The organism is Arthrobacter sp. 18067 (assembly GCF_902706295.1).
GTDB lineage: Bacteria > Actinomycetota > Actinomycetes > Actinomycetales > Micrococcaceae > Arthrobacter.
Genome location: NZ_CACSJJ010000005.1, coordinates 143,666 through 163,795 on the forward strand (window position 1 = coordinate 143,666; position 20,130 = coordinate 163,795).

Genomic DNA, 20,130 nt, shown 5'->3' on the forward strand with positions numbered 1-20,130 from the left:
CAACGGAAGCCAGGGGGTACGGCACCAACGGGTGGCCAGCGAGTGAATGAAGGGGACGTGGTTACTTCAGCGTTTAGATAATGTGATCAGTCAAGAGCCGACAAAGCTGTCGGTGCCGGGCTTGAAGTCAGGACTCATTACGGGTAGTAAGAACTCGCGAGGTCGCTGATCCGACGCGCTCTTGCCAGCATGGGAAGATATGAGCCGTCTATGCTGTCTGTTCTACCTCGGGAGTGTGTTTTGAGCACGCTTGCAGCCCAAGCAATGTCGGCAGAGCTAGGGGCCAACGCGGCGTTGATCGTGGGAGAGGTGCCAGCGGCAAGGCATAATTTACCCGTCATCCCCATTGAAAGTGTTGTCCGACAAGCAGTTTCCAGATCCCTTCCTTTCGCATCTACGGTGGGGCCGTCGATTGGCCCTGGTAGCCCTGCAGCCCGTGAGGCAACGACTAGCCGTCCACGGGCATAGGCCAGCGCCATGGCGTCATCGGATGCGCCCGTGTCTCTGCGGAAGTCGCCGATGCCGAAGGCGAGCCTAAAGGTCCCAGGAGCGCGGGCAATCGCTGATGCATTATCTACGCCCAACGCAGTCTCAACGAGTGCGATGACGGGCGTCTTGGAAGGGAGCTGCAGGGACGTTTGGACCACCTGGTGGGGTTCTTCGGTCATGGCTAGCATGACGCCTCGGAGTCCGGGCTGGCCGGCTACGGCCTCAAGGTCTGCAGCCCAGTCCTTGGTCCCTTCAGTATTGATCCGGACCCAGGCCTGCGCGCCGTTATCCAACGCGACAGCTACCCTTTCCCGGGCGGCGGCCTTGCCGGCCTCGGGTACACCGTCTTCAAGGTCGAATACGACGGAATCGGCTTCGGAGGCCAGCGCGGCATGAAGATCACATTCCCGGGATGCCGACGCCAGCAGCCAAGAACGGGAGAGGTTGGCTGGCAGATTTGCGGCACGAGTGTTCCTGACAAACATGCGCGAAGACCGTTGAGTTGTCTTTGAATCCGTGAGCATCATTGGTCCTAAACGGTGGCTTTGGTGGGAGGCTGGGGGTGGGTCAGATATTCGGGACGGAGCAATTGATCCAGTTGTCCCTTGGTCAGCAGTTGGCGTTCCAGGACGATGTCGGTCACGCTGCGGCCGGTGGCCAGTGCAGTGCGGGCAATGGAGGTGGCGGCGTCGTAGCCGATGAAGGGGTTCAGGATGGTGACAATTCCGATGCTTCCTTCGACCTGGGACCGAAGAAACTCGGTATTGGCGGTAATACCGTCTACACAGTGGCTGGCCAGTGTTGTGCAAGCCGCGGTGAGGTGGGTGAGGCTCGCGAACAGGGACCGGCCGATGATTGGTTCGAAAGCGTTGAGTTGGAGTTGGCCCGATTCAGCGGCCATGGTGACGGTCAGGTCGTTGCCGATTACTTCGAAGGCGACCTGATTCACAACTTCGGGGATCACGGGATTCACTTTGCCGGGCATGATGCTTGACCCGGCCTGGCGTGGTGGGAGGTTGATTTCGTTGAAACCAGCGCGAGGACCGGAGGAGAGGAGTCTGAGGTCATTGCAGATTTTGGACAGCTTCACCGCTACACGCTTGAGGGTTCCGGAGAACTGGACGAAGGATCCGCAGTCTTGGGTAGCTTCGACGAGGTTCGCCGCTGTCACAACCGGCAGACCCGTTATCGAGCGCAGATAGGTGCAGGCAAGGGCGGCGTAATCGGGGTGGGTGTTGATTCCCGTGCCGATGGCTGTGGCTCCCAGATTGACTTCGTGCAGGAGTGTTGCGGCTTCTTGGACGCGCAGTTGGTCTTCCCCGATCATGACCGCGTAGGTGCTGAACTCTTGTCCCAGCGTCATCGGAACGGCATCTTGAAGCTGCGTTCTCCCGACTTTGAGGACGTCGGTGAATTCTTCGGCTTTGCGTTCGAAGGAGTGGCGAAGGTGGTCCATGGCGGCCAGTAATTCCCGGGCACCATGGATGGCAGCGATCCGCAAGGCAGTGGGGTAGACGTCGTTGGTGGACTGTCCCATGTTCACATCGCCGTTCGGGTGAATGGCGATGTATTGGCCCTTTGGCAGACCGAGGTGTTCCAGAGCGCGGTTTGCTATGACCTCATTGGCATTCATGTTCGTGGACGTACCAGCGCCACCCTGGATGACGTCAACGACAAACTGGTCGATGAACCGACCGTTTTCGATTTCGGCGCACGCTTTAGTGATAGCGCTCGTCTTACTAGGGCTGATCAGCCCGAGGTCGAAATTGGCGAGTACAGCTGCGTGCTTGACCTGGGCCAAAGCCTTGACGAAGACGGGGTAGGAAGAGATGGCGGTGCCTGTGATGGGGAAGTTCTCAACGGCACGCAGCGTTTGGATTCCCCAGTAGGCAGAATCGGGGACATTCCTGGTGCCGAGGAAGTCAGTCTCCTGCCGCCCGTTGGGTCCGGTCGTTGGTGTCGGTGCGGCGTCGGGATGCGTGGTCATGTCAGTGCTCGGTTCACTCAGCCAGCTGGGCTGGCTCTCGGGTAGTGGGGTTGCCGGAGACCATCTTGGGGGCTGATGGCCTCCGGCAGCTTTGGGTTCACGGCGGAGCTGGTGCTGGCCTCCCAATTCAGCCGGGACAGGCTGAATTTGGGGGCGGGCCCGGGGAGATCCCCGCTGTGGGTGGTTTAGGCGGGAAGGCCTGCTATTGCGTCGTACCCGGATTGTTCTGCTTGAGTAATCCGAGCGTCGAAGGGGAGCGCTGCGAGGGCGGCGAGGCGTTCCTCGTTCCATTCCAGGCCTTCAACGCATTTTTCCTGAAGGACCGGGAGCACGGAGATCAGCTCGGTAAGAGCAGGGGACAACGAAGCCACGATGGAGGGTGTGTTCGAATTGAAATCTGGTTCACCGCCGGCGACGGCCAGGCTGACTGTCGTTGCTGCTGCTCGTATCGAGAAGCTGACTTGGCCGACCATGCTGGGCACGACAGGGTTGATTTTTCCCGGCATGATCGAGGAACCGGGCTGGAGTTTCGGCAGGATGAGCTCCGACAGTCCGCCGTTCGGTCCTGAGCTCAGGACCCGGAGGTCGTGGGAGAGTTTGTACAGGATCGAGCCATAGCGGGCGGTGGTGTCGGCAAGGACTGAGTATCTGTCGGCGTGCGCGAACGCGTCTATGAGGCTTGGGCTGGAATATAGGGGCAGCCCGGTGACGGTCGCCAGTTCAGCTGCAACTTCCGAGGCGAAGCCTGCCGGTGCGCCCACGCCGGTACCCAGAACAGTCCCACCGAGAGGAACAGCGAAGAGGGTTTGGGCTGCAACGTCGAATTGATCTGCGAAGCGCTCCGTTACGAGGGCTTGTGCCCTGTGGATTTCGGGCACGGAGACCAGGACAGCGTCCTGCCAGCCGGTGCGTCCCATCCGCTCCAGGCCTGCGTGTCGTTCGGCCAGCCGGTAGAAGCTGCCTGCCAGGCTTCGCAGGGCTGCGGCAACATTGAGTGCCTGCCGGGCCAGTAGGATCCTCGCCGCTGTCGGATAGGCATCGTTGGAGGATTGCGACCGGTTCACATGATCATTGGGATGAATGGTGAGCGAGGTTTCGGCCGGTAGGAGCTGCATCGCTCTGGTGGCCAGGACTTCGTTGACGTTCATGTTTGTTGACGTTCCGCCGCCGGTGGCGACGACCCGCAGCTGGAACTGTTCCAGAAGCCCTCCCTCGGCGACCTCGATGGCGGCTTTGGAGATTGCGTTGGTACGGGTCGTGTCAAGGAGCCCCAACCGGCAGTTGGTGCGTGCTGCCGCCAGTTTCACTTCGGCGAATGCCTTGATGAAATCGGGGAGCTGATACAGCCGAAGCCCGAGTGCCGGCGAGTTCTGGAGTGCGAGCGATGTCACTTTGCCCCAAAGGGGGGACTGCACATTGGTGGTCGGGTCTGACACTTTCTTGCCTTTCGATTGGATGGCGGCGCGCTCGACTAAGGGCTTGGGCGTCGCCAATGCGGATGGCTATCCTGCTCAGTGATGAATGTTGAGCGGGGCAGCTTCCGTGTAGTGGGTATTTGTTTGAAGATGACGACGTCACCAGAGGCGGTGAACCTAGCGAGGTTGCTGGCTCATCTCATAGGACTCGGGCGAGGAAGGCTTTGGTCCGTTCGTTCTGGGGGTTGTTGAGCAGTTCATCAGGGGTACCCCGTTCGACGATCCACCCATCGGCCATGAAAACAACGACGTCGGCTGCTGCGCGGGCGAACTCCATTTCGTGGGTGACAACGATCATGGTCATGCCGGAACGGGCGAGGTCATTCATCACCTGGATCACTTCGCCGACCAGTTCGGGGTCCAGCGCGGATGTGGGCTCGTCGAAGAGCATCAGCTTCGGTTCCATGGCCAGGGCGCGGGCTATAGCGACGCGTTGCTGTTGACCGCCGGAGAGCTGTCGTGGGTACGCCTCGGCTTTGTTTTCCAGCCCGACCCGTCGGAGCAGGTCCATCGCGCGGGCCTTTGCCACGGAGCGCTTTTCCTTCTTCACCCGGGTTGGTGCTTCGATCAGGTTTTCCATGACCGTCATGTGAGGGAAGAGGTTGAACTGCTGGAACACCATGCCGATCTCGGTCCGTCGCCTGCAGGCTTCTGATTCCTTGATTTCATGGAGAACATTGCCGCGAAGTTCGTAGCCGACGTGTGCGCCGTCGACGGTGAGTTCTCCGCCGTCGATTGTTTCGAGGTGGTTGATGCATCGAAGCATGGTGCTCTTGCCGGAACCGGACGGGCCGATAAGGCAGACAACCTGTCCTGACTCGACGGTGAAATCGATGCCTTTGAGTACTTCGTTGTGACCGAATGCTTTGCGGACGCCCGCTACGCGGACCAGGGGGGTGCTCATCGTTTACGCTCCGTTCGTACGGCCGTGAGGGTGGAGTTTCTTCCGGCGCGTGTCTGAATCCATTTAATGAGGGAAGACGAGGAACTTGGAGTGCGGGTGTTGCCGCGTCCGAAGCGTCGTTCCAGCATGCCCTGCAGTACGGTGAGTGCTGCTGTTAGCACCAGGTACCAGAAGGTGGCCACGATGAGCAGGGGGATCGTTTGGTAGGTCCGTGCGTAGATGGTCTGTGCGGAGTTAAGCAGGTCTGGGACCGCGATAATGCTTACCAAAGACGTTGTCTTCATCATGCTGATGACTTCGTTGCCCATGGGAGGGATGATTGCGCGCATTGCCTGGGGGAGGATGACTCGGCGAAGGGTCATCAGGGGAGGCATCCCCAGCGCTGTCGCTGCTTCGCGCTGGCCCGAGTCTACTGAAACGATTCCTGCCCGGACGATCTCGGCCGTGTAGGCCGCCTGATGCAGGGACAAACCCAGCAGGGCTGCGGTCCACGGGCTGATGACGTCATTGGCGGACATGCTGAAGAACATCTCGCCGCCTGGGATGCCTATCCCGAGTTCGGGGTACAAAGCGCCCAAGTTGTACCAGAACAGCAACTGTACAAGGGTAGGCGTTGCCCTGAAGATCCACACGTACGCTCCGACGGCCCCTGACATGATGGGGTTGGGGGAGAGCCGACAGATTGCCAAGAGCACTCCGAACACGGTGCCGATGACCATTGAGGTGATCGTCAGGTTAATGGTGTTCAGGATTCCGTTGAGGATCGAAGTGCTGAAGAGGTACTTTGCAACCACGTCCCATTCGAACCGGGGGTTCGTGACCATGGAGTTCACGGCGATGAGTGTGAGCAGAAGGACAACGATTGCGCCCACCCAACGTGAAGGGTGGCGGAGCGGTTGGACCTTGTAGCCGGAAGTGACAGCTTTCAGGTCAGTGCTCTGTTGAGAAGCCATTAGAGAGTTCACTTTCAATTACTTAGCCGGGTTAATCTCGGCGGTGGGGATGGCGTTGTCCTCAAGCCCCCACTTCTTGAGGATCTTTGTGTAGGTGCCGTCGTCCATGAGGTGCTGCACTGCTGCGTGTACGACCGGAGTGAGTGCTGAGTTCTTAGGCAGGGCGGCGGCGACGGTCGTGCGCTTGTATACGCCGGCCACTCTGACGTCGGGATTCTGCTTTGCGCTGTATCCCACGATGGAAATGCTGGCGTACATGACGTCGGCACGTTCACTGCTGATGGCAAGCACTGATTGGTTGTTATTCGGGTAGGGCTGAACTGTGTAGTCTTCAAGCCCTGCGGCTTTGCAAATGCCTGCACTGTCGGCCAACGCAGTCTGTTGGACGGAACCCACGCTGACTGCCACGCGGCGTCCGCAGAGATCTTCGAGCTTGGTAATTTCGAAGTCTGTCTTCTTAGTCGCCAGGAATCCCTGGCCACCCTTGTAATAGGAGACGAAGTCGATGCTCTTCTGACGTTCGGGGGTGACTCCGATGGTCGCCAGAGCCATGGTGTACCGGTTGGCGGCCAGGCCGGGAATGATGGTGTCGAGACCGGCTTCGGTTGTTTCGAGTTTGACGTCGAGCACCTTCCCGATCGCGCGGGCCATGTCCAGATCAAATCCGACCAAGGTTTTGCCGTCTTCAGCGACGTAGGTCATGGGCGGGCTATGCGGGTTAGTGACCACGGTGAAACCGGAGTCGCGCAGATCCTGGGGGACGCGCGCCGCCAGCTCAGCAACGGGCTTGACCTCTGGAAGGGCAGTAAGCTCCGAAGAGGCTGCACCGGATTCGCTTGAATTTGATGCGGCATTGTCAACGACTGGGCCACATGCACTCAGGCCCAGTGCGACGATGGAAGCCAAGGTAACAGCGACAGATTTCTTGTGTAAGGACACGGCGATGCGACCTTTCATGAGTGGGGATGTCTACCCCCCAAATGTAATCCGCGTTACACTGAAGTGTCAATAGATGTAATGGAGATTTCATGAATTCAATATCGATCGAAGAGCGTTTGGAAGCTAACCGGGAGAGCATGTCGCCCGCGGCTCTCCGCGTTACGCGGTTCCTGGTGGAGCATCCGGAGCGGGCGCTGATGGCTACGGCCTCTGAGATTGCAGAGGCCGCTGAAACCAGTACCGCAACGGTCGTCCGCGCGGTCCAAACGCTGGGATACGCTGGCCTGCCCGGTCTCCGGAAGGACATCGGTGAACGCTTGGCTGGCCACTACGACCGCCGAACGCGGTGGGAAGACCGCTTTACTCGTGTCAGTGCCGACCCGAAGTCTGTTCTCGATTCACTTCTTCACGACGCCACCGACCTGATGGGGGAAATGCGAAGCGCCGACCACGATGAGTTCCTGGCCGCCGTGAAGCTCCTCGCTGACGCCGACGTCATCACCTTCTTCGGGTGGGGTGCCGGAGGGACGATGGCCGAGTACGCGGCCCTTGGCATGGTTCGGCTGGGCTCCTCAGCGACCAGCGTTGTCCAGTCGGGGTACCTCTTGGCAGATTCTCTCTCGAGGCTTCAGCCAGGGAGCGCCGTTGTTGTGCTGGCACCGCTGCTTCATCTACACGAAATCGATGTGGTACTCAGCAGGGCATCGGCTGTTGGTGCGCATTGCATCCTCATTACCGAGGTGTTGGGCGAGAAGCTGCGCGCGATGGTCGATCACGTGTTGACCTTGCCGTCATCGCAGCGATTCACCGTGAGCGAGAACTTGGCCCTGCTCCTGGTCTTGGACGCACTGCTCCTTGGCGTCGCAGTGTCCAACCCCGATCGCGCACGCTCCACCTGGGAAGTCATCAACGAAGTACGCGGCGCCTTCTCGACGGAGTCGATCGGATCACGGCGACTTGGGCTTACTTCTTCGGACGACTAACTGGCTGAAGGGAACGCCGGTTTCAAACTTCATCCCCATCGCCCGAGTAGCGACCCGCAATAGCCGAGGCCACGAGCCTCTTGAACTACTCGGGGCTGAGGTTCGAACCCCGCGTTCGTGCAACACCTCCAAGGAGCGGCATCCGGCTCGATTTCCTAGAGCGGCACCCGCCCTTTGGTAGCCTCAGTACACCCGCCTCTGCGGCCCAACATGCTATTTATCAAGAGAGGACACCGCCGTCGATGAACTCAGTTGACCAGGTCAACGATGCGGTGATGCCTTGGGATGGCATCACCGTTGGAGTATTGCTCGACACCTTGGGCCCCGACGTAGTACGCCCTTTGGCGCTGCCGCACGGCCCCTCGGTAGTAATCGGTTCGCCGTCGATCCATGACACAGACCAGGCTCACGTTGAGCTGACCGATGCCGTCCTGCTAGTTCCCGGCCGACCCAGCGTGGATCTACTCAACTGGGCCGTGGATGCACACGTCGCTGCGGTAGTGGTGCGTGCCAGCGCGGCGGACCCTGAACCGATGACCACGGCAGCCAATCGCGCCGGAGTGACGCTGCTGGAGTGCAGCGAAGAGCTCTCCTGGGGTCAGCTGTATATGCTGATCGACGCATTGCGTGCGGTTACCGGTCCGGTGCTCGAAGAGGATGACCGGGCTGCCGACCTTTTCTCGCTGGCCAATGACATTGCTTTGCGGGCAGGCGGTGCCGTGGCGATCGAGGATTTGTCCATGCGGGTTCTGGCCTACTCGACGATTCCAGGCCAAGTGGTCGATGATCTGCGGCGGGATGGAATCCTTGGGAGGCGGGTACCGGATCACCCGACGAATGCTGAGGACTACTCGGTTGTCTTGCGCGCTGAAACGGCGATCTGGATCCGTGACCAACTCGATTTCCGGCCTCGACTGGCAATCGCCGTCCGCGACGGCGGCGAACCACTGGGCAGCATCTGGGTGATAGAGGGCGAGAACCCTATAAGCGCTAAAGCACCAGAGGTGCTGGCCGAAGGCGCTCGCTTGGCTGCTCCGCATTTGGCCAAACTCAACGTCGCTGCGGACGCAGATCGGCGGCAGCGGGCGGAGCGGTTGGGGCAGTTGTTCCGCGGAACCGGACCGAGACGGAGGATTGCTGAGTCGCTCGGTCTGCGCTTTGACGCCGCTGCGACAGTAGTGGTGATCGGCCGGGACGAGAACCCCTCGACCCATTCACGGGGGATGTCGGCGGCATCGGCCGCTGTACATGTCAGCGTTCTGCTGCGGATGGCGCTGTCCTCCTACCGGATTCCGGCCGCGGTCGGATCCCTCGACGGCCAGATGGTTGCTGTCATCGGAACAGCAGCTGAGTCGCCAGTATTGCAATCGATTACCACCACAGTGCTGGCTCGGTCTGAGGAGAGTGTTGGAGGTGGTTGGCGGGCAGGGATCAGCCGCACTCTGGAAAGCGTGGCTGACGTGCCTGCCGGATTCGCCCAAGCAAAGCAGGCACTCGGTGTGGTGAGTGGGCCATTTGGCCATGGGGAGATCGGTAAACATCAAGAGTTGGGCGCGTCATTGTTCCTTCTTGAGGTATTTGACGCATTGCAGTCGCAGTCTGCTTTGGACGCCGAACCGCTCTCCGTAGTCGCCGATCACGATAGTCGGCAGGGCACCGACTACGTCCGGACACTCAGCAGTTGGATCGCGGCGCACTACGACGTCGCCCGTGCAGCGGAGGCACTGGTGCTGCACCCCAACACCTTGAGGCATCGTCTACGCCGATTGGCTGAAGTCGTTGATATCGAAGACCCAGACGTGCGGCTGGCGCTCGCTTTGCAGCTGCGGCTGCAGGAGATCAATGCAGAGATGATTGACTGAAACCATTGGCGGTTCGCTGGCCCCATAAACCTTTTCGACCGGCGCTCCGGTCGAATTACTCAAGACCGCGGCACCGAACCAATCACGGCACCCCTCACAGGGCAAGAACGAGCGGGTGAAGCCAGCCCTTACGCCGGTACCGGCACTAGGGGACCGCTGGCCTCATCACCCGGCAGAAAGAGGATCCGTTGTCACCTAATTGGGTGAGTCCTTCGAGATCCAGTCGTACGCCAAAACCCCGGGCGGCGGGTCCTCAGTGACCAGATTTTTCACGAACTCCCCCCGCTCCTGCTTGTGGAGTTCATTGTTCAGTTTGGACGGGAACCCGTAACTCCGGCACCAGCACACGTTGGCGTCAGGATTTTTGGGCCCTCCATGGCTTTCACGTCGTCGAACACCGTTTGCGGGGCGAATTTCGATTGGGGCAGTCTCGCCATCGAAATTCTTGCGGCACCGTGTCCAGAAATCCCGTCAACGTAGCCCTTCAAGTAGGCACCATGCTCAACGGTGAAAGGCGATGTTGTGCCGCGTTAGTGGGCGTGAGTACCGTCACACGAAAGGCGCCCGTGCCCATCCGCGCGGTTCAGGGGGACCAGCTCCGACCGCTGCCTAAGACGACATGACAAAGGTGTGTGAACCTTGCTAGTAGATGAGCTGAGCCTTTCAACAGGTCACGACGACCTTCCAGATTCCGAGGGAGACAACTTCATCCAGTTGATCGCTCCTGACGGTCGGCGCAGGGAGAACGTGGAATTCGACCCATGGGTGTTGGACGTTTCGGATGAGCAGCTTGCCTCGCTGTATCAAGACATGGTGGTCATCAGGAGGATTGACACGGAGGCCACGTACCTCCAGCGCCAAGGCGAGCTCGCCCTCTGGCCGCCACTCCTGGGGCAGGAAGCCGCCCAGATCGGATCCGGCCGCGCGCTTCGTGAGGACGACTTCGTGTTCCCCAGCTACCGGGAGAACGGCGTGGCATATTGCCGGGGGGTGAACCTCGGGGACATCGTTCGTGTTTGGCGTGGCAACGCCCACTCAGGATGGGACCCCTATGAGCTGAACATGGCCACGCCGCAGGTCATCATCGGCGCACAGTCACTCCACGCGACCGGCTACGCCATGGGCATCAAGAACGACGACAGCGACGCTGTTGCACTGACCTATTTCGGCGATGGCGCAACAAGCCAGGGCGACGTCAACGAGGCCATGGTTTTTGCGGCCAGTTTTCAAGTGCCCGTCATCTTCTTCTGCCAGAACAACCAGTGGGCAATCTCGGAGCCCGTGGGCTTGCAGGCCCGCGTTCACATATCATCCCGTGCTCCAGGCTTTGGCATCCCCTCGATTCGCGTGGACGGCAATGACGTTCTCGCCGTCCTGGCAGCCACGCGGATGGCCATGCACCGAGCCAGGACAGGCGGGGGACCTACGTTCATCGAAGCAGTGACCTACCGTATGGGACCGCATACGACGGCGGACGATCCCACCCGGTACCGGGACAAGGCAGAGATGGATCAGTGGGCTGCCAAAGACCCGATCTCCAGGCTTGAGGCCCTGTTGAAGAGCAGGGGAGTCCTCACTCCGGAACTCGAATTGTCCGTCACAGCAAAAGCAGACGCTGTAGCCAGGGAGATGCGCGAAGCCTGCATCAACATGCCGGCCCCCGCACCCATGGATGTCTTCAGCCACGTATACAGCGAGCCGAATTTAGCGCTGGACACCCAAAAGGAAAACTACGCCCGCTACCTCCAATCTTTCGCAGCTGACCACGTTGAAGGGACAAACCAATGAGCACCATGACCTTTGGCCGGGCGATCAACGCTGGCTTGCGTAAGGCATTGGAGGATGACCCGAAAGTCATCCTCCTGGGAGAAGACATCGGCAAGCTGGGTGGAGTCTTTCGCGTAACTGACGGGCTCCAGAAAGACTTCGGAAGCCATCGCGTGGTCGATACGCCCCTTGCCGAAGCCGGAATCATGGGATGCGCCGTTGGACTGGCGTATCGCGGGTACCGCCCCGTGGTAGAGATCCAGTTCGACGGGTTCATCTACCCCGCGTTCGACCAGATCGTGTGCCAGGTGGCGAAGCTGCACTACCGGACCCAGGGCAAGGTCACCATGCCCATCACCATTCGGGTGCCGTTCGGCGGTGGGATCGGTTCGCCCGAGCACCACTCCGAGTCACCGGAGGCCTACTTCACCCATACTTCCGGTCTGCGCGTCGTCGCTGTGTCCAACCCCCAGGACGCGTATTCCATGCTCCGGCAAGCCATTGCTTCGAATGATCCTGTGCTCTACTTCGAGCCGAAGCGCCGGTACCACATCAAAGGCGAAGTGACCGAACACCCCGAGCCGGGCAACGGACTTGCCCTGGGGAGTGCGCAGGTGGTGACCCGCGGCGGCGACATCACCTTGGTCACCTACGGTCCGCTGGTGCGAACGGCTTTGGACGCCGCCACTGCCGCTGCCGACGACGGCGTGTCCGTGGAAGTTATTGACCTCCGGTCCCTGTCTCCCATCGACTTCGACACGGTTGAAACCTCCGTCCGGAAGACCGGCCGCCTGGTGATCGCGCACGAAGCCTCCCAATCGGGCGGCTTGGGAGCCGAAATCGCCACCACCATCACCGAGCGCTGCTTCAACTACCTGGAAGCACCCCCGGTGCGGATTACAGGTTTTGACATTCCTTATCCGCCCTCGAAGCTGGAATCACACCACCTGCCGGATCTGGACAGGATTCTTGACGGAGTGGACCGGGCGCTGGGCCGCCAAAACTCCCTTTCGGCCTGGGAACGTGACCGCGATGACCATTAAGGAATTCAGATTGCCGGATCTGGGCGAAGGCCTGACCGAATCCGAAATTCTCCAATGGAAAGTGTCGGTCGGAGACATCGTCACGTTGAATCAGGTGATCGCAGAGGTTGAAACAGCCAAGGCCGTGGTGGAGCTCCCGTCTCCATACGCGGGCACCATCGCGATCCTCCACGAAGAACCGGGCACTGTTGTGGAGGTAGGTTCAACAATCGTCTCCTTTGAGCTTCCAAGCGATTCAGGCGATCTCACTCGCGGCTCCGAGGACCCTTCCGTTGCCGGAATGCCGAGCGATGACGAAGGTAAACGCGTGCCCAACCTGGTTGGATACGGGGCTGAGGCAGAGAAAAGGGGAAGGCCGCAGCGGAGAGCGCGTAAGGCGAATGGTTCTGCGCCTCCAACAACCGGCGACAGTCCTGCCTCCGCTGCAGTTTCATCTGCCAGCACTCTGGAACGACCCCGTTCTACCCCGCCTGTCCGAAAGCTGGCACGTGACCTGGGCCTGGTTTTGGGTGCCATTCCAGGGACCGGTCCAGGAGGCTTGGTCACCCGCGCCGACGTTCACGCAGCCACAGCGATCTCGGCGTTCAACCAGGAGCGGGAGCCGCAGCCAGAGGCCGCAGCGCCACGGGAGACCAGGATGCCGGTCAAGGGCATCCGGAAGCACACCGCTTCTGCCATGGTTTCGAGCGCTTTCACGGCTCCCCACGTCACGGAGTTCTTGACTGTCGACGTGTCCAACGGGATCGAGTTGTTGGCCAGGCTCAGGGGGAGCCGGGAGTACGCCGGCTACAAGCTGACGCCCCTCACGCTCGTCGCGAAAGCGGTCCTCCTCGCCGTGCATCGCAATCCCTCACTGAACTCCAGGTGGGATGAAGCCCGACAGGAAATCGTTCAATTCAATTACGTCAACCTCGGAATCGCGGCCGCAACACCGCGCGGCCTCACCGTACCGAACATCAAAGACGCCGACGGGATGTCCCTGACGCAGCTTTCAACCGCCTTGAGCGAATTGACCGACGTGGCCCGCGCCGGGAAGACGAGCCCGGCTCAGCTTTCCGGCGGCACAATGTCGATCACCAATATCGGCGTCTTTGGAATAGATGCGGGAACACCGATCCTCAACCCCGGAGAAGCGGCCATTTTGGCCGTTGGAGCGGTCAGGCAGAGGCCGTGGGTGCACCAAGGGGATGTCGCCCTGCGAAGTGTAATGACTCTGAGCCTCTCCTTCGACCACCGCTTGGTGGACGGTGAGCAGGGTTCCAGATTCCTGGCTGACGTGGGTTCCATCATTTCGGACCCCAGCATGGCCATTGCCATGGCCTGACGCAGGGCATTTGCGGAGACGAAATAACTGAACAAGAAAGCGGATCGCTCCAATGGAATGGGGGCGATCCGCTTTCATCGTTTGTGCAATCAGCCCTCGTCCAGTAGTTGGCTGATGCGGTACGGTACAAGCTTCTTTAGCAGCAGGGACGTGGTGGTCCGCCTGATTCCTGTGCAGTCTGTAATCTGCTGGCCAAGCCGGAACAGGTCTTCGGTGTCCCGCGCAACTACCCTGATGGCGAGATCAGCTTCTCCTGCCATTCCGTAGACCTCGATGATTTCCGGGATAGTGCGAAGGGCCTCAACGGCGGCGGCTAGTGAAGACTGCTCGACTTCTGCTGTGACGAGGGCCGATATGGGTAGCCCCAGCGAGTCGGGGGTGATTCGGGTGCTGTGCGGGCGAAGACATTCCGCAACCAGCTTCCGTTCGAGTCGTGCCTGGACAGTGCCGCGAGCCAGGCCTAACCTCTTCGCCAGAAAAAGGATCGGGACCCGGGGATCGTCGTCGAGGGCCCTGAAGACGGCCTTGTCTGTTGCATCGAAGGTTTGCACTGCGCGGGAATCCAGATTGGGCATGACGGCTAACGTATCAGTCCTATGACGATCGTCAAGTATTCCAGTTCAGGGTCGGCACTCACTACAATCGCGCCTGTTTCTTTGTCCAAAAGGCCGAAGGAATTGCTTCCAGCTCTGCCTCTGGCACCAAGGGGACGCGCCTACGGCCGCGTAATCTTCGATAAGACATCGAGGAGAGCTGCTCTATGGCAACTAGAACCCGTGGCGCGTCGGCACTGCAGGTAACCCACCACGAAGGCGGGAGGGCCGACCATGCCGGATGTACTGGACGTCGCAAACGCCATTGATCGAGGCTACTTTCCACCTGGATCCGGTGGGCGTTGAGGAATTGATCCAGCCCCTAGCCTTCCCGCTGGAAGTCACTGCGCCCAATGAATAGCCCCTGTCCCCGTGTTGTCCGACGAGGACCAAATAGCTGTCAATGACTCCTTGCGGTCGTGGAAGCTATCGGGACTCATTTCTAACGACATCCCACAAAAGGAGGTTCCGATCGACGGATCGACCGGAACCACCAGCAACGCGGCTGCGGCCGTCAAAGGAGTCTCACTATGAGGGTTTATATTTCGGTCGATATGGAGGGAATCTCTGGAATCGCGACCTATGACCAGATCATTCGTGGAGGAAGTGGTTATCATCGCGCCCAGCTGCTCATGACAGCAGAAACCAACGCTGCCATCGAAGGGGCCTTCGACGGCGGTGCCACTGAGGTCTTGGTCAACGACAGCCACGGGACCATGGACAACCTTCTCCACGAGCGACTGGATCCACGGGCGCGCGTGATCTTCGGTTCCCCAAAAGCGTTTTGTATGGCTGAAGGTCTTACTCCGGATTTTGACGTTGCACTGTACGTCGGCTATCACGCGCCAGCCGGCTCCGAAGGTGTTCTGGCGCATTCCTTTTCCGGCTACTTCGCCAGCTTCCATGTCAACAGTGAGGTCGCATCCGAAGCATCCGTTAATGCAATGTTTGCAGCCACGAGGGGCGTGCCTGTTGGCCTCGTCACCGGTGACGACGTTATCTGCGGCATTGCTCAAAGCACGTTCCCCGGGGTCCGGACCGTACAGGTGAAGGAAGCCCGGGGAGTCATGGCGGCCAACAGCCTATCCCCACAAGAGGCTCGAAAGCGGATCCGTGAAAGTTCCGCTGCTGCTGTACGCGGGGTTGGAGGAATGCGTCTTCTGCCAGTCCCGGATCGTATTCATCTGGAGATTGGTTTCCAGACAGCCTTGGCCGCTGAACTCGTGGAAGCGGTGCCCGGGGTAATTCGCACCAGCAACCTGTCAATTTCGAGGGAGCTGGATTCAACAGAAGAACTGCTGGGGATGATTGCCACCAGTTACAAGCTCGCGGGCGTCGCGGCCAGAACAATCTACTCGGCCGTCAGCAAGTCCTGAGACCCTGCGGAACTAGAAGTATTTCACCACTGGACCCAAGCCCTTATTGAGGACAAACAATGATTCCAAACAAGTGGCTGCCATCGTTGGCCGCCTCGATTCTCATCGCATCCCTGCTTCTGGTGGGGTGCTCTCCCGATCTGTCCAAATCCTCGGATGGGGATGGAATTCCTCAGGCTGGTGGGCATCTTGTCATGGCCCGCGAACTGGACGTGATGACTTTGATGCCAGTCGATGCTTCCGACAACCAATCCATTTGGACAGTCGAAGAAATCTACGACACACTCATTGTTCCTTCGGTGGACGGGGAGAGCCTCAAGCCGTCCCTGGCCACGGATTGGGTCCAGTCCGAGGACAAGCTTGCGTGGACGTTCACTTTGCGGTCCGGTGCCACTTTTTCGGACGGTACCCCGCTGACTTCTGCAGATGTGAAGTTTTCCCTGGACGCCGCTTCGGATCCAGATCTGCCATCCGGTTTCCTGAATGAGCAAATCGCCGCCGTGGAAACTCCTTCCCCGGAGACCGTGGTGGTCCGGACGAAGACAGCGTGGTCGCCCCTGCCGTCGGTGTTGGCTCTTTTTGCAAATTCCATAGTGCCGGCAAATTACGGCGGAAAGTCCAGGGAAGAGTTCGCCAAAGCTCCCGTGGGATCGGGGCCGTTTAGGGTGAAGAGCTGGACCAAAGGGCAGCAGCTGGAACTCGTCAAAAACACGTCCTACTGGGGTGCAGACCGCCCATATCTTGATGCCGTAACTTTCGTTGCCGTGGCGGATGCGAACACGCGCGCGACGCAGCTACAGGGTGGCCAGATCACCATTAATCAGACGCCTGCGGCGAGCAGCTATGCCGCGCTGTCAACAACGCCGGGACTGAAAGTCTCAGCATTCGATAGCAGTTACACCAGCTTCCTATCGCTCAACAACACCAGGGCCCCGTTCACGGATGTCCACGTGCGGCGGGCCATCGCCCATGCCATTGACCGCGAAGCGATACTCAAAGCCGCGCACTTCGGCCAGGGAACTGCGGCGGGTTCCTTCCTCAGCCCCACCTACTGGGCTTATGACGCAAACGTCAAGGGCAAACAGTTCAACCTCGAAGAAGCAAAGAAAGAGATGGGGCTGTCCTCCAAACCAGATGGTTTCAGCGCGGACATTCTGGTAGCCAGTGGCAACGTAACCCAATTGACCACTGCTCAAATCCTGCAGGGTGAGCTTTCGGAAATAGGAATCACACTGACCATCAACCAGATGGAGCCAGGGGCGCTGCGTGCGACGCGGAAATCAATGGACTATGACATGGCCATTAGCAGCGCCACAACCGACATCACAGACCCCGACGAGTTGGTTCAGTTCATCGTAGTGAAGTCCGGTGGCTCCAATGCCTTGTACACAGGATATGACAACCCGGAAGTCGCCGATCTGGCAACACAAGCGGCCAGCCTCAGCGACCAGGCCGAGAGAGTAAAGATCTACTCCAAAATCCAGGAGAAGGTCAACGACGACCAGCCCCTGGTGCCGCTGCTCTACCAGCCCATGCTCTACAGCTACAGCGATAAGGTCCACGGTTTCCAGCCGTCCATCACCGGCAACTACAACCTGGTCAACACATGGCTGTCGAAATAGCACCAGGTAACCAGCTGGCAGCACGGACACGTGCTGGGGCAGGTGAGGACAAATGACTCGGTTCCTGGTCCGCCGGCTGGGCCTCCTTGCACTCGTGGTCTGGGGAGTCGTCACGGCGACGTTCATCCTTGTCCATGCCACTCCGGGAGATCCGGCCCGAGCAACCCTGGGGGATAAGGCCTCCGAGTCGGCAGTTCAGGCTCTTCGGGCCGAGTGGGGTTTGGACCAGCCTCTGGGAGTGCAGTATTGGCATTTCCTCATGGATCTAGTGGGAGGCAACCTGGGAACGTCGTTCCAATACCGCTCGCCCATCGTCTCGCTGCTCGCCGAAAGACTGCCCACAACGCTCCTGCTCATGCTCATGGCGGTAACGTTCGCCGTCGTCATTTCCCTTCCCCTCGCAACCTGGGTTGCAGTCCGGGGCCGGGGCGGCGCCGACATTGGGGTGCGTATCTTCGGCGCTGTGGTGCAAGGAACTCCAGCGTTCCTAACTGGAACCCTGCTGGTGATCATCTTTGGCCTCAAGCTGCGGTGGTTCCCGGTGGGTGGCTACGGTAGCACAACGGCGGAACACCTGTATTCCCTCGTTTTGCCGGCTCTGACCATTGCCTTGGGGATCGTGCCCATGCTGCTCAACAGCTTGAGGGCCTCCCTGACTGATGCCCTGCAAAGCGACTTCGTTGCCTTCGGCCACTCCAAAGGCCTTAGGCCAGCCACGGTGCTGGCTGCCTACGCCATCCGCAACGGCAGCATTTCCGGGGTCACCATCCTGGGAATCCAAGCCGGTGCGCTTGCCGGCGGGGCCTTGGTGGTGGAAAAGGTGTTTGCCATTCCGGGAATGGGAAGCCTCATGTTGGCCGGAATCCTCGGTCGGGACTTCCCCGTAGTCCAGGCCACCACCCTTGTCTTCGCGGGAATCGTGGTTGTGGTCTACCTCGTCACCGACCTGTCCTATGCCCTACTTGACCCGAGAGCGAGACTGGCATGACACAGACGCTTCTTCCCCAAACAGCAAGCCAAGCCGGACTCGGCGGGAGCAAACCTCCGTGGCGCTTCCGGATACGGCCGTGGGGCCGCGGATCAAACGTCGAACTCCTCATCGGAGGCGTTATCTTCGGTGCAATGGTCTTGGCTGCAGTGTTTGCCCCGCTCCTGACCCCCCATGACCCGACGGCCCAGGACTTGGCCAATGCCTTGTCGGGGCCAACCGCAGCGCACCCGCTCGGAACAGACAACCTGGGCCGGGACACCTGGAGCCGTCTCCTTTTCGGTGCCCGCAGCGACTTGGGCATTGCGGTCATGGCCGTTCTCTTTCCCTTTGTCCTGGGGACCGTTGTGGGCGCGCTCTGCGGGTACTTTGGTGGCTGGTTCGACACACTGATAATGCGGATCGCCGATGTTGTTTCGGCTTTCCCGTTCTTTGTCCTGGTCATCACCCTGGTCTTCGTCTTCGGCAACGGGCCCATGAGTATTTTCCTGGCGATCAGCATTGTGAGCTGGGTTTCCTACGCGAGGATAGTGCGTGCCGAAACGCTGGTGGTCAGGGGCAGGGACTTCATTCAATCCTGCGAGACCGGCGGACTTAGCAACGCCCGGATCGTGATCCGGCATGTCCTGCCCAACACGATGACGCAAGCAATCGTTTTCGCCATGAGCGACGTCGTATCCAACATCGGTGTGATCGTTACGCTGAGCTACTTCGGGTTGGGCATCGTCCCGCCGACTCCTGATTGGGGACAAATGATCAGCGACGGCCAACAGTTCCTGGCTTCCGGAAACTACTCACTTGTGTTGATTCCGGGTGCAGCGGTTATTCTCGCCAGCCTCTCGCTCACGTTCCTGGGCGACGGGATCGCCAATGCCCTGCGAGCAAAGCGATGAGCGTCGTGTCAGGGCGGCAGCCTCTTCTGAAGGTGGAGGGATTGTGCGTTGATGTGTCCATCCAAGGCCGTGATTACGCTGCGCTGAAGGACGTTTCGTTTACGGTCCAGCGGGCGGAAGCCCATGGCCTTGTGGGGGAATCGGGTTCCGGAAAGAGCCTGGCCCTCCGTTCGCTCATGGGTTTGCTGCCCTCCAACGCCCGCGTCAGCGGTGGCAGCGCGTTCTTTAATGGCACGGACTTGTTTGCGAACAACGGCCGGAACTTCCGGAAGGTCCGTGGCACGGGCATATCAATGGTGTTCCAGGAACCCGCCGTGGCTCTGAATCCAATTGCCCGCGTTGGCACCCAGATAACGGACGGTATCGCCCAACGGAAGGGCTGGAGCCGAAAGCAGGCCCGGGAGTACGCCATCCACATGATGGGGTTGGTGGGGATACCCAGCCCGGAGTTGCGGGTGGACGCCTATCCATTCCAGCTGTCCGGAGGGATGAGGCAGCGTGTGATGATCGCCGCCAGTGTGGCCTGCGAACCCGAGCTGATTCTCTGTGACGAACCAACAACCGCACTGGATGTGACCGTGCAGGCACAGGTCCTGGCCCTGTTTGATGGACTGCGGGCTGAGCTCAACGCCGGCATTTTGTACGTCACTCATGACTTGGCTGTTGTCTCCGAACTCTGCAGCTCGATCAGCGTCCTGTACGCGGGCCGACTGGTTGAATCCGGAAGCGCGGCGGAGGTCTTGGGAAATCCGCGGGAAGACTACACGCGCGCCCTCCTGGCCGCTACGCCGAGTATTGACGAACCCGGTCAACGGCTTCGATCGATACCCGGGACCACACCGGCGCTGCGAGACAGGCCGGCAGACTATTCATTTGCGATGCGGATAGCGGACCATGCGCCGGACTCCCATTCGATCCTTGAGGAGCACTAG

The 20,130-nt window shown here is 59.9% G+C and carries 17 protein-coding genes and 1 pseudogene; 10 read left to right on the forward strand and 8 right to left on the reverse strand.

Going from position 1 to position 20,130, the window contains the following annotated elements; translation table 11 throughout:
- Positions 1-137: 137 nt before the first annotated feature.
- The 6 genes from GVL04_RS06965 to GVL04_RS06990 all read right to left on the reverse strand — a co-directional run bounded on the left by GVL04_RS06965 (position 138) and on the right by GVL04_RS06990 (position 6,747).
- The gene (locus GVL04_RS06965; RefSeq protein ID WP_159701628.1) at positions 138-974 is read right to left on the reverse strand and encodes a CoA ester lyase; all 837 of its coding nucleotides are present in this window, start codon (positions 972-974) and stop codon (positions 138-140) included.
- A gap of 47 nt (positions 975-1,021) precedes the next feature.
- A complete protein-coding gene (gene aspA, locus GVL04_RS06970; protein ID WP_159701631.1) occupies positions 1,022-2,476 on the reverse strand; it encodes an aspartate ammonia-lyase in 1,455 nt (484 codons plus the stop codon).
- Positions 2,477-2,661: 185 nt separating this feature from the next.
- The gene (locus tag GVL04_RS06975; protein ID WP_159701634.1) at positions 2,662-3,867 is read right to left on the reverse strand and encodes a lyase family protein; all 1,206 of its coding nucleotides are present in this window, start codon (positions 3,865-3,867) and stop codon (positions 2,662-2,664) included.
- Between the two features lie 223 nt (positions 3,868-4,090).
- Positions 4,091-4,855 carry an amino acid ABC transporter ATP-binding protein gene (locus GVL04_RS06980; protein ID WP_327785615.1) on the reverse strand — a complete coding sequence of 255 codons (765 nt, stop codon included), beginning with the start codon at positions 4,853-4,855 and terminating at the stop codon, positions 4,091-4,093.
- Complete coding sequence (locus tag GVL04_RS06985; RefSeq protein ID WP_159701637.1) at positions 4,852-5,808, reverse strand: amino acid ABC transporter permease; 957 nt, start codon at positions 5,806-5,808, stop codon at positions 4,852-4,854. The genes GVL04_RS06980 and GVL04_RS06985 overlap by 4 nt, the downstream gene beginning before the upstream one ends.
- A gap of 18 nt (positions 5,809-5,826) precedes the next feature.
- Positions 5,827-6,747, reverse strand: a complete 921-nt coding sequence (locus GVL04_RS06990) for an ABC transporter substrate-binding protein (RefSeq protein WP_159701640.1) — start codon at positions 6,745-6,747, stop codon at positions 5,827-5,829.
- 89 nt (positions 6,748-6,836) lie between these two features.
- Here GVL04_RS06990 and GVL04_RS06995 point away from each other — a divergent pair, with 89 nt between their 5' ends.
- Entirely contained in the window at positions 6,837-7,730 is an 894-nt protein-coding gene (locus GVL04_RS06995; RefSeq protein WP_159701643.1) for a MurR/RpiR family transcriptional regulator, read from the forward strand.
- A gap of 242 nt (positions 7,731-7,972) precedes the next feature.
- Positions 7,973-9,592: a CdaR family transcriptional regulator gene (locus GVL04_RS07000; protein ID WP_159701646.1), complete on the forward strand. Its 1,620-nt coding sequence runs from the start codon at positions 7,973-7,975 to the stop codon at positions 9,590-9,592.
- A gap of 222 nt (positions 9,593-9,814) precedes the next feature.
- Here the strand turns inward: GVL04_RS07000 and GVL04_RS24640 are convergent.
- Positions 9,815-10,012: pseudogene (locus GVL04_RS24640) on the reverse strand (GNAT family N-acetyltransferase); the annotation flags it as partial.
- 219 nt (positions 10,013-10,231) lie between these two features.
- Between GVL04_RS24640 and pdhA the strand changes: the two are divergent.
- The 3 genes from pdhA to GVL04_RS07015 are packed head-to-tail and all read left to right on the forward strand — an operon-like array spanning position 10,232 to position 13,726.
- The gene (pdhA, locus tag GVL04_RS07005; protein ID WP_159701649.1) at positions 10,232-11,380 is read left to right on the forward strand and encodes a pyruvate dehydrogenase (acetyl-transferring) E1 component subunit alpha; all 1,149 of its coding nucleotides are present in this window, start codon (positions 10,232-10,234) and stop codon (positions 11,378-11,380) included.
- A complete protein-coding gene (locus GVL04_RS07010; protein WP_159701652.1) occupies positions 11,377-12,402 on the forward strand; it encodes an alpha-ketoacid dehydrogenase subunit beta in 1,026 nt (341 codons plus the stop codon). Before pdhA ends, GVL04_RS07010 begins: the two co-directional genes overlap by 4 nt.
- Positions 12,383-13,726, forward strand: coding sequence for a dihydrolipoamide acetyltransferase family protein (locus tag GVL04_RS07015; protein WP_159701655.1), 1,344 nt, complete (start codon positions 12,383-12,385; stop codon positions 13,724-13,726). Before GVL04_RS07010 ends, GVL04_RS07015 begins: the two co-directional genes overlap by 20 nt.
- An 89-nt stretch (positions 13,727-13,815) precedes the next feature.
- Here the strand turns inward: GVL04_RS07015 and GVL04_RS07020 are convergent, their stop codons facing one another.
- On the reverse strand, positions 13,816-14,301 hold the full coding sequence (locus tag GVL04_RS07020) for an Lrp/AsnC family transcriptional regulator (RefSeq protein ID WP_159701658.1): 486 nt from the start codon (positions 14,299-14,301) through the stop codon (positions 13,816-13,818).
- Between the two features lie 548 nt (positions 14,302-14,849).
- Here GVL04_RS07020 and GVL04_RS07025 point away from each other — a divergent pair.
- The 5 genes from GVL04_RS07025 to GVL04_RS07045 are packed head-to-tail and all read left to right on the forward strand — an operon-like array spanning position 14,850 to position 20,130.
- Positions 14,850-15,695, forward strand: a complete 846-nt coding sequence (locus tag GVL04_RS07025; protein ID WP_159701661.1) for a M55 family metallopeptidase — start codon at positions 14,850-14,852, stop codon at positions 15,693-15,695.
- Between the two features lie 59 nt (positions 15,696-15,754).
- Entirely contained in the window at positions 15,755-17,317 is a 1,563-nt protein-coding gene (locus tag GVL04_RS07030; protein ID WP_159701664.1) for an ABC transporter substrate-binding protein, read from the forward strand.
- 52 nt (positions 17,318-17,369) lie between these two features.
- On the forward strand, positions 17,370-18,305 hold the full coding sequence (locus GVL04_RS07035) for an ABC transporter permease (RefSeq protein ID WP_159701667.1): 936 nt from the start codon (positions 17,370-17,372) through the stop codon (positions 18,303-18,305).
- Entirely contained in the window at positions 18,302-19,198 is an 897-nt protein-coding gene (locus tag GVL04_RS07040; RefSeq protein WP_159701670.1) for an ABC transporter permease, read from the forward strand. The genes GVL04_RS07035 and GVL04_RS07040 overlap by 4 nt, the downstream gene beginning before the upstream one ends.
- A gap of 41 nt (positions 19,199-19,239) precedes the next feature.
- Positions 19,240-20,130, forward strand: coding sequence for an ABC transporter ATP-binding protein (locus GVL04_RS07045; protein WP_159701673.1), 891 nt, complete (start codon positions 19,240-19,242; stop codon positions 20,128-20,130).

Coding starts and splice junctions, on each gene's coding strand:
- GVL04_RS07035 (WP_159701667.1), top strand. CDS start 17,370: ATGACTCGGTTCCTGGTCCGCCGGCTGGGCCTCCTTGCACTCGTGGTC.
- GVL04_RS07040 (WP_159701670.1), top strand. CDS start 18,302: ATGACACAGACGCTTCTTCCCCAAACAGCAAGCCAAGCCGGACTCGGC.
- GVL04_RS06965 (WP_159701628.1), bottom strand. CDS start 974: ATGTTTGTCAGGAACACTCGTGCCGCAAATCTGCCAGCCAACCTCTCC.
- GVL04_RS06980 (WP_327785615.1), bottom strand. CDS start 4,855: ATGAGCACCCCCCTGGTCCGCGTAGCGGGCGTCCGCAAAGCATTCGGT.
- GVL04_RS07010 (WP_159701652.1), top strand. CDS start 11,377: ATGAGCACCATGACCTTTGGCCGGGCGATCAACGCTGGCTTGCGTAAG.
- GVL04_RS07030 (WP_159701664.1), top strand. CDS start 15,755: ATGATTCCAAACAAGTGGCTGCCATCGTTGGCCGCCTCGATTCTCATC.
- GVL04_RS07020 (WP_159701658.1), bottom strand. CDS start 14,301: ATGCCCAATCTGGATTCCCGCGCAGTGCAAACCTTCGATGCAACAGAC.
- GVL04_RS07000 (WP_159701646.1), top strand. CDS start 7,973: ATGAACTCAGTTGACCAGGTCAACGATGCGGTGATGCCTTGGGATGGC.
- GVL04_RS06995 (WP_159701643.1), top strand. CDS start 6,837: ATGAATTCAATATCGATCGAAGAGCGTTTGGAAGCTAACCGGGAGAGC.
- GVL04_RS06985 (WP_159701637.1), bottom strand. CDS start 5,808: ATGGCTTCTCAACAGAGCACTGACCTGAAAGCTGTCACTTCCGGCTAC.
- GVL04_RS07025 (WP_159701661.1), top strand. CDS start 14,850: ATGAGGGTTTATATTTCGGTCGATATGGAGGGAATCTCTGGAATCGCG.
- aspA (WP_159701631.1), bottom strand. CDS start 2,476: ATGACCACGCATCCCGACGCCGCACCGACACCAACGACCGGACCCAAC.